The organism is Pseudomonas sp. JZ114, from assembly GCF_051027705.1.
GTDB lineage: Bacteria > Pseudomonadota > Gammaproteobacteria > Pseudomonadales > Pseudomonadaceae > Chryseomonas > Chryseomonas luteola.
In genome coordinates, this window is record NZ_CP069256.1 from 3,220,001 (window position 1) to 3,233,068 (window position 13,068).

A 13,068-nucleotide genomic window follows, 5' to 3' on the forward strand; every position below is an offset into this window, starting at 1 on the left:
CCGCCGCCCAAACCTTGGCTCTGTTCTTGCTAAACGGGGAAAAGCCTGACCGAGCGAACAGGTTTGGAGCGTTTATTACTAAAAACGACTTTTCTCTAGGAGCAGACAATGAGCCGCGCCCTTTCTTCCGTTGTATTAGCCAGCGGCCTGTTGTTAACAGGAAATGCTATGGCTGATGGCATGTTACATTGGCAGGACAATAGCCTTACCTACCTATACGGGCAAAATTACAAGGTTGATCCTGATACCCAGCAAACGATCACCTTTGAACATGCCAGTGACTGGTCATGGGGCGATATCTGGTTTTTTGTCGATAACAGTTGGTACAACGGTGTCGGGCGCTCCAACGCCAATGGCCATCACAGTTACTATGGCGAATTCAGCCCTCGCTTCTCGCTGGGTAAGCTGACGGGTACCAAATTAGAGCTTGGCCCGATCACTGATGTGCTGCTGGCCACTACCTATGAGTTTGGTGAAGGTGATGTCGATAGCTACCTGATCGGCCCTGGTTTCGATCTGAAGGTGCCCGGCTTCAATTTCTTTACTCTGAACTTCTACTATCGCAAGCCTGAAGGTAGCCGGGTTCGCTCAGGCGCCTGGCAGGTTACGCCCGCATGGTCCATTACTTTGCCGGCGGGGACTTCAGATATCCTGTTTGACGGCTATATCGACTGGGTCGTTAATAATAGAAACGATAACAAAACTCCTAGTCGCAGCTATCACGCCAATTTCCACTTCAACCCACAGATCAAATATGACCTTGGCAAGGCGATGGGCTACGAAGCCAAGCATATGTATGTAGGGGTGGAGTACGATTACTGGTCTGACAAATACGGCATCAAAGACAGCCAAGCTTTTCGCACGGACCAGAATACTTTTAGCGTAATAGCCAAATATCATTTCTAAAAGCTTAGGCGCAGCGCCTATTTGATGCGCTGCGCCTGCTTATGCTACTCATTTTATCAAGCGCCGTTCTCAAAACGCGGCACTCCTGAGGCCCTAACTGGCTTCATGAATACCATTGCCCAGCGGGTCAGCTTGCCCAAGGCCAACGTACATTACTGTTTCAATAACACGTTAGGCTTCATATGGCTCTGCTGGCCAATATCCTTGAGCTCTGGCAGTACATTTAACACGCTTGCGTTTGAAGAGCATCCTGCCGAAGCATTGGCTCGCTACATTCAAGCCAAAACGACGCTTTCTCGGCGGTATCTTCTAGCCTCGTGTATTTTTGCCATGGAAATTGTTGGTGACGGTACTTGCCTGTATGAATATTTCGATCAGGACTACCGGAACTGGTTTAGGCAGCGGGCAGCTGTCTTTGAAGCATGGATCAAACACGGCAAAATGGATCCCGTTGACCCTGTACATCTTATTTTCGTGTTACGAGGCAGCACTTAGCACTATGCTGACTTTTCCAGCCGACTCTGCCATGTGACAGGACGCAACCAATTGACTGACCAGGATTTCGAGGCAGCGCCCCATACGTTGACTCATATCATATTCAAGGGCTGTAGCCTTCAGCTGCCGGCTCGCATATGAGCGAAACACTATTAGTTGAAGCGGTCTTTCAGGAAGAGATGCGCAAGAGTCGCTTTCAGGCTTTTGCTGCACCTATTTCAAGTGCTGCCGATGCGCAGACTTTTATTGACCGGGTCAGCGACCCTGGCGCTACTCACAATTGTTGGGCCTGGAAGCTTGGCCAACAATATCGCTTCAACGATGACGGCGAGCCTGGCGGGACTGCCGGCCGCCCCATCCTAACGGCCATCGAAGGGCAGAACTGTGACCGTGTGGTTGTAGTGGTAACACGCTGGTTCGGTGGCATAAAGCTGGGGACAGGTGGATTGGTGCGTGCATATGGAGGCTGTGCTGCCAAATGCCTTCAACAGGCTGAGCTTGTGGAGTTGGTACCTCGAGTTCTGGTGGCCTGCCACTGCACTTATTCTGAGCTTCCCCTGCTCGAATCCAGACTACATGAGTTTGATGCTCTTCTAGACGACAAAGCATTCGGTGCCTCGGGTGTCGATATTCGCCTGGCTTTGCCGGAAGAGCGTCTTTCTCCTCTAGAGCGCTTTCTGGCAGATGTTAGCCGGGGCCGCATAGCGTTGCACCGCATCCAGGAATAAGACTACCCAAGCGAAGCGTATAGCTTCGCTCTTCACCGCTTCGAACGGCACAAGAATTGCTGCTTTATGGTGCGCAGGAGAGAGACCCTGCTCTGCAAGCGTGCAATTGAGGCTTGCGGGCTCGTCTTCTCTGCCATTTAACATCTGCACCTAACATCAAAGCATGTAAATCACGTCAGGCAAAATGCGCCATTTCAGTGCGCCGACCTTGAATACTGACTGCTTTTGGTGCCGTTATTCATTCTTGTGTAACTGCCAATCATGAACGAACTGCAAAGCGCCGTAAGCATTCTGATCCACGGATCCAACACATTATTCATTCTGGTAGGCGCTGTCATGGTTTTGGCCATGCATGCTGGTTTTGCCTTTTTGGAAGTAGGCACGGTTCGCCAGAAAAACCAGGTCAATGCGCTATCAAAAATACTGGCCGACTTCGCCATTTCTACCCTGGCTTATTTTTTTATCGGGTATTGGATTGCCTATGGCGTCAACTTCTTTGGCCCGGCTGAAACGCTAATGGCCGATAACGGCTACGCCTTGGTGAAGTTTTTCTTTCTGCTGACATTTGCAGCCGCTATTCCGGCGATTATTTCTGGCGGTATTGCTGAGCGGGCACGGTTTGCACCACAGCTCTGCGCAACGGCTCTAATCGTGGCTTTTATCTATCCGTTTTTTGAGGGAATCGTCTGGAATAACAACCACGGCGTACAAGCGTGGCTTGAAGCCTCTTTTGGCGCGAAGTTTCATGACTTTGCCGGATCGGTTGTGGTGCACGCCGTTGGGGGTTGGCTTGCATTGGGAGCCGTCCTGTTACTCGGCCGCCGTAACGGTCGTTATCGCGATGGGCGGCTGGTGGCGTTCCCTCCCTCCAATATTCCTTTCCTCGCACTTGGCTCATGGATTTTGATTATTGGCTGGTTTGGCTTTAATGTCATGAGCGCTCAGACACTGGACGGCGTGAGCGGTCTGGTTGCCGTAAATTCGTTGATGGCCATGGTAGGCGGTGTCGTGGCGTCGCTTATTTTTGGCCGAAACGATCCGGGCTTTCTACATAACGGCCCACTGGCTGGACTGGTCGCGGTTTGTGCCGGTTCGGATTTAATGCATCCTATTGGTGCATTGGCAACAGGCCTAGTTGCTGGAGGGCTCTTCGTATGGGCATTCACTGCCACCCAGGTGAAATGGAAAATCGATGACGTTCTGGGCGTCTGGCCTTTGCACGGCCTATGCGGCGTCTGGGGTGGTATCGCATGTGGCATCTTCGGGCAACCCGTGCTGGAAGGCCGTGGAGGCGTAAGCCTTGTAAGCCAGCTGATTGGCACATGTATGGGCGTAGCGATTGCACTGGCAGGCGGACTAATCGTTTATGGCGTCATCAAAAAAGTGCTTGGTCTGCGTCTGACGCAAGAGGAAGAGTATTACGGAGCGGACTTATCCATCCACAGGATTTCTGCTACCAATCCAGAATAAGTGCTTGATTTCAAAGCGTGTATAGGATTAGCAGGCGCGTTGAGAGGCTCGACTTGCTCACACTTAACGTGGATGGGGCTGTGGATAAGCCAAGGATACATGTGCCAAACGCATACGTTGCGCGGCCTAGGGAAAATTGATCACTTTTTGATCACTCCATGACGGATTGCTCCTTTATCTTGCTCCCTTATAGATTTTCAGCCCTACCCTACTGCTAATGGCCTACAGGCCTTCCCTTGCCTAGCCGTTTATTAGGAGTCTAGTAATCCCAATTGTTACCAAGAATATGGCAGGCCGAAAATAAGGTGCATTGAATTTTCAAGTTGCCACTTTCTGAACGATGCATGGAGCGGGCAAGCATTACCAAGCCCGCCCTCAGGATCAGAGACCGATGATTGTCAGCATAATAAAGGTCAGGAACAGTACAAAGTGAGTCATGCCTTCAATTGCATTGGTCTCACCGTCATTGAGATTGATGGCAGCAATGATGAGGGTGACACCCATCATGACCGTCTGCACTGGGGTCATAGCCATTTGCATAGGCTGCCCAGTATAAAGTGCAATGGCCTCAACAACCGGCACCGTTAGAATAACGGTGGAAAGCGATGCTCCCAACGCGATGTTGATAACAGACTGCATGCGGTTGGCCATAGCTGCACGCAAGGCAGTAAGAATCTCTGGACTGGCCGAGATAACGGCAACCACCAAGGCAGACACCATAGGCGGAACCGGCAGCCCTTCAAGACCAGCGTCCAGTGATTTTGACATGACTTCGGCCAATGCGCCTGTCACTACCACGCCTACAATCAGCAGACCAACCGATAACCCTGTATTCGCTGGCGCTTCGTGCTCTACGACAGTTGAGTCACCAGCAGGCTTCTTTTTCTTCTTTTCTGGATAGTTGTAGCTGAAGAAGTAACTATGGGGACCAGTCTGCATCCGCAGAAACAGGGCATACATCAAGACCATTACGATAATGGTAAAGCCGGAGTAGACATGCCAGCGCTCGACCGGAATGAATTCCGGCACCAGCATGGAGATACTCACTGCGGTCAGGATCATTACCCCATAACTACGGCTGGAATCATCATTGTAGCGCTGCTCGCCATGCTTGAGCCCTCCAAGAAGAGCGGCCAAGCCGATCAGTCCATTGATATCGAGAATAACAGCTGCGTAGATCGTATCTCGCGCCAGGGTCGGCGAGTGATCGTGCCCCATCATAATGGCTAGGATGATCACTTCTACCAGCACCGCCGAAAGCGTCAGGATCATCGTACCGTAGGGATCACCCACTTTTTCAGCAAGCACCTCTGCATGGTGAGCAACACGCATGGCAGCGCAGATGATGGCTGCGATCAGGGCCACCGCCCCGACCAAGGCAATCGTCTGGCCGCTTCCTACCAATTGATGCTCGAAGACATAGGCCAGCACGCCGGCCGCAATGGCGATCAGCAGGAATGCTTCGCCCCTCAATGTTGAAACCATGTAAGTCGTATCCTTTGAAAGACTCGCCTCATGCGGCGAAAGGCCAGCCAATTGACGGCATAGGGTTACGACATGTTTCAGCGCGTGATTTCGCCATCGGCCTGCAAAAAATCATTGCACTCCGCTAAAACGCTCTCGTGCCACAGGGACTCTTTCAGAAAACGACTGGCAACCTGTAGGTGAGATCGAGCTGCTAGTTGAGGATTTCTATCTGAACGCTTTTCCTGCTCGCCTCTTTCCACAATAAACAACACAGAGGTAAGCCGGGAGGCTGCCAGACTGCAAGGCGTCGGCCTGACACTCTGCACGGGCATTGATAGCGCTTTGCCTGCTTCAATACTCCGCTCAGGCAGTAAAGACCTGCGCAGCGCCGGTGGGCATGACATAATTCCGGGCAAATCGCTGTTAATGAGTAATCCCACCATGTACGACTGGCTCAATGCCCTCCCCAAAGCCGAACTTCATCTTCATCTGGAGGGCACGCTCGAGCCCGAGCTCATGTTCAAGCTGGCTGAGCGCCATGGCATCCAGCTGCCTTTCGAGAATGTCGAGGCGCTGCGCAAAGCCTACTCCTTCAACAACCTTCAGGAATTCCTGGACCTGTATTACCAGGGCGCGAATGTTCTGCGCACTGAAGAAGACTTTTACGACCTGACGTGGACCTATCTGCTCAAGTGCAAGGAACAAAACGTCATTCATACCGAGCCGTTCTTCGACCCGCAAACGCATACAGACCGTGGTATTCCGTTCGAAGTAGTCCTGCGCGGTATCCAGCAGGCGCTCAAGGATGGCGAGCAGAAGCTGGGTGTAACCAGCGGCTTGATCCTGAGCTTCCTGCGTCACCTGTCTGAAGACGAAGCCCAGAAGACATTGGATCAGGCGCTTCCCTTCCGTGACGCCTTTATTGCGGTTGGCCTGGACAGCTCTGAGATGGGTCATCCGCCAAGCAAGTTCAAACGTGTTTTCGACCGCGCGCGCAGCGAAGGCTTTGTTGCTGTGGCACATGCTGGCGAGGAAGGCCCGCCCGAGTACATCTGGGAAGCTCTGGATCTGCTGAATGTGGTCCGTATCGACCATGGCGTCCGTGCAGCCGAAGATGAGCGCCTGCTGCACCGCCTGATTGACCAGCAGATTCCGCTGACGGTCTGCCCGCTGTCCAACACCAAGCTGTGCGTGTTTGATGACATGAGCCAGCACAACATTCTCAAACTACTTGAGCGTGGCCTGAAAGTGACCGTGAACTCTGACGATCCAGCCTATTTCGGCGGCTACGTGACCGAAAACTTCATGGCACTGTACGAAAGCCTGGGCATGACTCAGGATCAGGCCAAACGCCTGGCCCAGAACAGCCTGGACGCCCGCCTGGTCTGACAGGTACTACCGGTCGCTCTCGTGCGGCCGGTTTTCATTGTGCTATCCGTAATCGCCATCGAGAACTTCAATGCCTTTGAATGCCGCTGAAACGACCCAGTATCAACAGTTCGCCGAGCGCCTGGCCGATGCCGCCGCCGTGGCTATCAAGCCGTATTTCCGCTCGCAGCTTCAGGTAGATGACAAAGGCGGTCGCCTATTCGACCCCGTCACGCTGGCCGACAAGGCCGCCGAGCGCGCCATGCGTGAGTTGATCCTGAGCGAATTTCCAGAACACAACATTCTGGGTGAAGAAGAAGATGCTGTTACCGGAAGCAGTTCGCTGACTTGGGTGCTGGACCCTATCGATGGCACGCGCGCCTTCATTACCGGGCTACCGCTTTGGGGTACCTTGATCGCCCTGAACGATGGCTCTCGCCCCGTCATCGGCATAATGAATCAGCCGTTCACAGGCGAGCGCTTTGTCGGCACACCAGAAGGCGCCTGGCTCAATGGCGCCCCGCTAAAGACCCGCGCCTGTGCCAGCCTCTCCAAGGCCCGTGTGATGTGTACAAGCCCCCAGATCCTTGATACACCAGAGCGTCTGGCAGCGTTTGAACGCATTGCCGAACAGGCCCAGCTGGTTCGCTTCGGTGGTGACTGTTACGCCTATTGCATGCTGGCGTCGGGCTTTGTGGATGTCATTATCGAGGCGAGTCTACAACCCTATGATGTCCAGGCGCTGATTCCGATCATCGAAGGCGCTGGCGGTGTCATGACCAGTTGGAATGGTGGCGACGCGCAGAATGGCGGTGCAATCATCGCCTGTTGTGACAAGACGCTGCATGCCGAACTCATTCAGCAGCTTGCTCCCTACGCCTAATTTCTATCTATCGGCCTTGCCAGGGGGCTTTTTCCAGAAGCTTCTGGCAATGCAGCCGGATCAGATCCCTCAATTGCGTCACGGCGCTCGATAGTTGGGCGCGGTGTGGACAGAGCAGGTTAAGCGGCGTTACTTCGCCATGCCACTCCGGTAACGCTAGCTCCAGTAGCCCCGCTTCGACATCACTCGCGACATCCAGCCACGACTTATAAACAAGCCCCTGTCCGGCCACGGCCCAGCGTCGAATGACATCGGCATCATCACTTATGCGGTCTCCCTGAACGGTGACCGTTACCTGTCGCTTGCCATCATCGAATACCCATCGATCATGAGCTCTGGAGCCACGCATATAGCAGAGGCAATTATGCTGACGCAGTTCATCCGGCTGCTGAGGATGGCCTCGTCGTTGAAAGTATGCAGGCGACGCACACAATACACGTCGATTGAGCGGAGCGAGGGGCAAGGCCACCAGGGAAGAATCTTCAGGTGCGCCATACCGGATGGCAATGTCCACAGACTCACGAAACAAATCATTCAGGTGATCGGACAGGAGCAATCGAAAGCTTACCTCAGGATACAGCGCCTGAAATTCGTCCAGCCATTCTAGTAGATGATTGCGACCCAGATCCGAAGGTGCCGACAGATGCAGCACACCCCTGATCCCAGCCTTGCCGCTTTCCAGCAGGCGCTGCCCTTCCTCAAGGCTCTGCAAGGCTTGTCGGGCGTGCTCCAGATACATCTGCCCTTCAGAGGTTAGCCGAAGGCTTCGGGTCGAGCGCGCCAGAAGCCTGGTATCAAGCGCATCCTCTAGACGCTTCAGCGCCGCGCTCGCTACCGCTGCCGATAGACCTAATTCTCGCGCAGCGGCGGAAAGACTGGCGCATTCCACAGTCCTAACAAACAGTTGCAAGTCAGCCAGACGGATCATTTTCAAGATTTTATTGAAAGAGCCTTGCTTTATAACGGCTTTTATCATCCAACGAAAGAGAACACTATTACTGCATTTCACAGGAGAAATACGATGACTACTCCCCTGACACTGGTTGCTACCCTGGTTGCCAAAGAGGGTTCCGAAGCTGAACTGGAACAAGCCCTACGTGGCCTGCAGCCGCAGAGCCGCGCAGAAGATGCCTGCATCCAATATGACTTCCATCGTGATGCCGAGCAGCCACGCACGTTTCACATGATCGAACAATGGCGTGACGAAGCGTCCCTGGCCCAGCACGAGGCAACACCACACTTCCAGGCCGCATTACCGGTTATCGAGCGTACCGCTGAGAAATTCAGTGTGACCAAGATGTACCGTATTTCCTGAGGAAAACAGCATGAAAGTCGTTGCACATTACAAGTGCCTGCCTGTCGACAACCCGGATAGTCTGCAGGACATCGAACTTCCCGAGCCAACCCCAGGCCCGCGTGATCTGCTGGTTGAAGTCAAAGCTGTCTCGGTGAACCCGGTAGACACCAAGGTTCGCCAGGGTTACGTACCCCATGCCGATGAATCGCAACCGCGTATTCTGGGCTGGGACGCGACTGGCATCGTCAAATCGGTAGGCCGCGATGTTACCCTGTTCAAGCCGGGCGATAAGGTTTGGTATGCCGGATCACTGGTACGTCCGGGCAGCAATAGCGAGTTTCAGCTGGTTGACGAGCGCATCGTAGGCCGCATGCCTGAATCGCTGGCGTTTGCTCAGGCGGCTGCATTGCCGTTGACATCCATTACCGCGTGGGAACTGCTGTTTGACCGCCTGGGTGTCACACGTGACAAGGCCGATCGTGGCGAAACCCTGCTGATCGTAGGCGCTGCAGGCGGCGTGGGCTCGATCATGACGCAACTGGCTCGCCAGTTGACCGGGCTAACGGTCATCGGTACGGCTTCTCGTCCTGAAACGCAGGCCTGGGTAACCGAACTCGGCGCGCATCATGTGATCGATCACAGCAAACCGCTCAGCGAAGAGCTCAAACGCATCGGCATTCCGCAGGTTACCTATGTCGCGAGCCTGACCCAGACCGATCGTCATTATGAGCAGATCATCGAGTCTCTGATGCCTCAGGGCAAACTCGGCCTGATTGACGACCCCGAGTCGCTGGACGCCGTACCGCTCAAGCGCAAGAGCCTGTCTCTGCACTGGGAGCTGATGTATACCCGCTCGCTGTACGAGACGCCGGACATGCAGGAGCAGCATAACCTGCTCAACGAGGTGGCTCAGCTGATCGATAGCGGTGTATTACGCACGACGTTCGGTGAGCACTATGGAAAGATCAACGCCGAGAACCTGCGTCGCGCCCATGCCCTGCTGGAAAGCGGCAAGGCCAAGGGCAAGATCGTATTGGAAGGCTTCTGATCGCCAGCAGCTCGGTAGTGAAAAGCTGCCGGGCTGCTTTCAGAGAGCTATCAAGCGTCAGGCCAATGGCATGGCAGTGAACCTCGTCACACGCTACCCTGTCCACTGTGGATATCAGCTTTCGCTTCGTGCGAATGATGGGGACACGGATGCGGACATTTCATCCATTTCGCTTGGCTGGTCTGTATGCCCTGATCGGGATTGCGTGGGTAGGGATCACTGACTACCTTCTGGATCATGCGTCATTCAACGCCAGTACGCTTAGCGCCCTGCAAACGACCAAAGGCATTCTGTTTGTCTGTGGCATTGCCGTCCTGCTCTACTTCTATGTTCGTCGAGAACAGCACGCGCGCCAACAGCTGATTGATGAGTTACAGCGGTACGTAGAGCAACTGCAACAAACATTAAATACCACTGCTCAGGCTGCCGATGATCCCTCCCTGCCCCAGCCTGTTGCTCAGACGCACGCTGAAACACATCATTATCAGGACATAATTGATCATCTCCCGATTGTGGCCTTTCTGGTCGATATAGATGGGCATTGGCGCTTTCTCAGCTCTGCCTGGGAGCGGATGACCAACAAACCCATCGCTCAGACGATAGGCGTTTCGGTTTTCCAGTGTTTCCATAGCCAGGAAAGCCAGCCCATCCGCCAGATGCTCAATGAGTTTCGTGATGGTACGCGACAAGACTGCTCTGCCACGCTGCGCCTGTGTCAGGCAGATGGCTCGCATCGCTGGGTCTCGTTCAGGATTCACAAGGTCATCGATAATGGTCTTCAAGGAACCCTCACTGATATCCATCATCAATTCCAGGCCGACGCCTTACAGCGCGCCCGCAATGCCGTGCTCGACGAACTCCTGCTGGCGCATTCCAAACGCAGCATCCTCACGGGTATTGCTAAGCGTCTGGAGGATATATTCCCTGAAATGCGCGTTATCATTCAGCTAGCGGATTATTCTCAAAACAAACTCCGCGTCAGCGCAGCACCAAGCCTGCCGGATGCGTATATCAATGCAATGGAAGACTCGCCTATTGCTCCAGACTCAGGCACCTGTGGCGCAGCGGTCTATCGTAACGGACTGGTCATCAGCCAGGACATCGAGCACGACCCGAACTGGGAAGGTTTGCGCGAGGCTGCCCGACAGGCCGATATCCGCTCCGGCTGGTCCTTACCGATTCGTGATGAGACCGAAAGTGCTGTTGGGGTATTTGGCATCTATTACCACACGCTCACTTCACCCGAGCAGGCCACCATTGCGCTGGTCAACGAATTTACCCGCCTGGCCGCACTGGCCATCCGGCAACAGCGTCATACTCAAGAGCGGGACGAGATTGAACACCGCTTCCGCGCCACGTTCGAACATGCGGCCATCGGAATCGCTCTGGTAGGGCTTGATTACAAGTGGATGCGTGCCAATCGATACCTGTGCCAGATGGTGGGATATTCGCACGATGAATTAAGGAACCTGACGGTTCATGATGTTACCTATTCCGAGGATTTGCCTTCCGGTACCGAGCGGATTCGCGAACTGCTCGCCGGAACAATGGATAGCTATGAGCTTGAAAAACGCTATGTGCGTCGGGATGGCCAAGTCATCTGGGTCGATCTGAACGTTACCCTGATTCGAGGCACGCAGGGCGAGCCTCACTACTTCATTGCGGTCATCGAGGATATAACGCTGCGCAAGATTCAGGAAGAGTCGCTGCGTCAGGCGGCGGCTCTTTTCGAAAACAGCCGTGACAGTATTGTGGTGCTTGATCAGCGACGCCGTATCCTCATGGCTAACCCAACCTTTCAAGCCTTGTGCGCTCGCTCCATCATGGAGTTGCAGGGTCAGAAACTGCCGCTGCCGCTCAGTGGCCGCCAGGATCATCACTTCTATCGCACCCTATGGCGCACGTTACTGAAGGAAGGCCACTGGGAAGGCGAGGTCTTATGGCGCCGCCCCAACGGCATGAACTTCCCCGGCTGGCTCAACATCAGCCAGATTAGCCAGCGGGACCAGCGTCAGTTCGTCATGGTGCTGAGCGATACCAGCCAACTTAAGGAAAGCGAAGCACGGCTGGCCCATTTGGCCCATTTCGATCCACTAACTGATCTGCCCAACCGCCTGCTCGCCCGGACCCGACTGGATCATGCCTTGAAACGGCTGCAGGGAGAGGGTCAACTGGCCGTGCTGCTGCTTGATCTCGACCATTTTCGTACCGTTAACGAAAGTTATGGCCATCCCGCAGGGGATGATTTGATCAACGCAGTAGCCAATACCCTCAGATCCGGCCTGAGACCCGAGGATACGCTGGCCCGCATTGGAGGAGATGAGTTTCTGGTCATCCTTGAGCAATTCGAACGGCTCGATGAAGTGGCGACGCTGGCGCAAACGCTGCGCCAGCTGTTAGAAGCCCCGCTACGTCTGGAAGATGGCGAGGAGGTCTTTCTTAGCTTGAGCCTGGGTATCAGTGTCTACCCCAGCGATGGTAGCACTGCCGACGAGCTGATTCGCAATGCAGACGCGGCCATGCACTTGGCTAAGAACCAGGGCCGCGACACCTATCGCTTCTATACACAGGCGTTGACAGAGCAGGCTCGTCGGCGGTTAAGCTTGGAATCGCGCCTGCGCGTAGCGTTGCAACGCTGCGATTTTGTCTTGTATTACCAACCCCTGATTGATGTCGCAACGGGCCAACCCATTGGCGCAGAGGCGTTGGTGCGCTGGCGTGACCCGGAATTTGGAATGATCTCCCCAGCCGATTTTATTCCTCTGGCCGAGGAAACCGGGCTGATCGTCCCTCTGGGCTTCTGGATTCTAGAGCAAGCCTGCCACCAAATTCGAGAGTGGCTCGACAAGGGTATTGAACTCGACATCATCGCGGTCAATTTGTCTCCAAGGCAGTTTGCCCAAGCCGATCTGGCTGAGCGCATTACCAGAGCCCTGAATAGACAACATCTGCCTGCCAATAAGCTGGAGCTGGAAATCACAGAGGGAACGCTGATGGAAAATGTCGAGATGGCATTGACCAGCCTTGCGGCTCTAAAAACGCTTGGGGTGCGCATTGCAGTCGATGACTTTGGCACTGGCTACTCGTCGCTTGCCTACCTGCGCCGTTTCCCACTGGATAAACTCAAGATCGACCAGAGCTTCATGCGCGATATCCGTACCGATAATGGCGAACATGGCAATCAGGCCATTGCGTCCGCCATTATTGCCTTGGGGCACAGCCTGCACTTGGACGTTCTGGCAGAAGGTGTTGAAACCGACGAACAGCTTGAAGTGATCCGTAAACTCGGCTGTCAGCAATGCCAGGGGTATCTGTTCAGCCCTCCGCTTCCACCGGAAGCGTTCGAGAAATGGTATTACGATTACCACCGGTCACTAACTTGACCCACGTCACGCTTCTGTAACCT

The 13,068-nt window shown here is 54.2% G+C and carries 10 protein-coding genes and 1 pseudogene; 9 read left to right on the forward strand and 2 right to left on the reverse strand.

The window, feature by feature from the left end:
• The first annotated feature begins 108 nt into the window (after positions 1-108).
• From JQR90_RS15240 to JQR90_RS15255, 4 genes and pseudogenes are all read left to right on the forward strand, one after another.
• Positions 109-906 (forward strand): outer membrane protein OmpK, encoded by a 798-nt coding sequence (locus JQR90_RS15240; protein WP_122041821.1) that lies wholly within the window; start codon positions 109-111, stop codon positions 904-906.
• A gap of 105 nt (positions 907-1,011) precedes the next feature.
• Positions 1,012-1,542: pseudogene (locus tag JQR90_RS15245) on the forward strand (TetR family transcriptional regulator C-terminal domain-containing protein); the annotation flags it as partial.
• Entirely contained in the window at positions 1,539-2,129 is a 591-nt protein-coding gene (locus tag JQR90_RS15250) for an IMPACT family protein (protein ID WP_434140103.1), read from the forward strand. The pseudogene JQR90_RS15245 and the gene JQR90_RS15250, both read left to right, overlap by 4 nt.
• A gap of 261 nt (positions 2,130-2,390) precedes the next feature.
• Positions 2,391-3,599: an ammonium transporter gene (locus JQR90_RS15255; RefSeq protein ID WP_434140104.1), complete on the forward strand. Its 1,209-nt coding sequence runs from the start codon at positions 2,391-2,393 to the stop codon at positions 3,597-3,599.
• 381 nt (positions 3,600-3,980) lie between these two features.
• On the opposite strand, the gene JQR90_RS15260 is transcribed toward JQR90_RS15255, so the two are convergent.
• On the reverse strand, positions 3,981-5,084 hold the full coding sequence (locus JQR90_RS15260; protein WP_010795504.1) for a calcium:proton antiporter: 1,104 nt from the start codon (positions 5,082-5,084) through the stop codon (positions 3,981-3,983).
• Positions 5,085-5,507: 423 nt separating this feature from the next.
• Here JQR90_RS15260 and JQR90_RS15265 point away from each other — a divergent pair, with 423 nt between their 5' ends.
• A complete protein-coding gene (locus JQR90_RS15265; RefSeq protein ID WP_010795505.1) occupies positions 5,508-6,455 on the forward strand; it encodes an adenosine deaminase in 948 nt (315 codons plus the stop codon).
• A 70-nt stretch (positions 6,456-6,525) separates the two neighbouring features.
• Positions 6,526-7,317 carry a histidinol-phosphatase gene (hisN, locus tag JQR90_RS15270; protein ID WP_010795506.1) on the forward strand — a complete coding sequence of 264 codons (792 nt, stop codon included), beginning with the start codon at positions 6,526-6,528 and terminating at the stop codon, positions 7,315-7,317.
• A gap of 7 nt (positions 7,318-7,324) precedes the next feature.
• Here hisN and JQR90_RS15275 read toward each other — a convergent pair whose 3' ends face one another.
• Positions 7,325-8,245 (reverse strand): LysR family transcriptional regulator, encoded by a 921-nt coding sequence (locus JQR90_RS15275; RefSeq protein WP_037029754.1) that lies wholly within the window; start codon positions 8,243-8,245, stop codon positions 7,325-7,327.
• Between the two features lie 93 nt (positions 8,246-8,338).
• Between JQR90_RS15275 and JQR90_RS15280 the strand changes: the two genes are divergently transcribed.
• From JQR90_RS15280 to JQR90_RS15290, 3 genes are all read left to right on the forward strand, one after another.
• Entirely contained in the window at positions 8,339-8,632 is a 294-nt protein-coding gene (locus JQR90_RS15280) for a putative quinol monooxygenase (protein WP_010795508.1), read from the forward strand.
• Between the two features lie 10 nt (positions 8,633-8,642).
• Positions 8,643-9,662: a zinc-binding alcohol dehydrogenase family protein gene (locus tag JQR90_RS15285; RefSeq protein WP_010795509.1), complete on the forward strand. Its 1,020-nt coding sequence runs from the start codon at positions 8,643-8,645 to the stop codon at positions 9,660-9,662.
• A 149-nt stretch (positions 9,663-9,811) separates the two neighbouring features.
• A complete protein-coding gene (locus JQR90_RS15290) occupies positions 9,812-13,045 on the forward strand; it encodes a bifunctional diguanylate cyclase/phosphodiesterase (protein WP_073449903.1) in 3,234 nt (1,077 codons plus the stop codon).
• Positions 13,046-13,068 lie beyond the last annotated feature (23 nt).

Coding starts and splice junctions, on each gene's coding strand:
- JQR90_RS15265 (WP_010795505.1), top strand. CDS start 5,508: ATGTACGACTGGCTCAATGCCCTCCCCAAAGCCGAACTTCATCTTCAT.
- JQR90_RS15285 (WP_010795509.1), top strand. CDS start 8,643: ATGAAAGTCGTTGCACATTACAAGTGCCTGCCTGTCGACAACCCGGAT.
- JQR90_RS15250 (WP_434140103.1), top strand. CDS start 1,539: ATGAGCGAAACACTATTAGTTGAAGCGGTCTTTCAGGAAGAGATGCGC.
- JQR90_RS15255 (WP_434140104.1), top strand. CDS start 2,391: ATGAACGAACTGCAAAGCGCCGTAAGCATTCTGATCCACGGATCCAAC.
- hisN (WP_010795506.1), top strand. CDS start 6,526: ATGCCTTTGAATGCCGCTGAAACGACCCAGTATCAACAGTTCGCCGAG.
- JQR90_RS15275 (WP_037029754.1), bottom strand. CDS start 8,245: ATGATCCGTCTGGCTGACTTGCAACTGTTTGTTAGGACTGTGGAATGC.
- JQR90_RS15240 (WP_122041821.1), top strand. CDS start 109: ATGAGCCGCGCCCTTTCTTCCGTTGTATTAGCCAGCGGCCTGTTGTTA.
- JQR90_RS15260 (WP_010795504.1), bottom strand. CDS start 5,084: ATGGTTTCAACATTGAGGGGCGAAGCATTCCTGCTGATCGCCATTGCG.
- JQR90_RS15280 (WP_010795508.1), top strand. CDS start 8,339: ATGACTACTCCCCTGACACTGGTTGCTACCCTGGTTGCCAAAGAGGGT.
- JQR90_RS15290 (WP_073449903.1), top strand. CDS start 9,812: ATGCGGACATTTCATCCATTTCGCTTGGCTGGTCTGTATGCCCTGATC.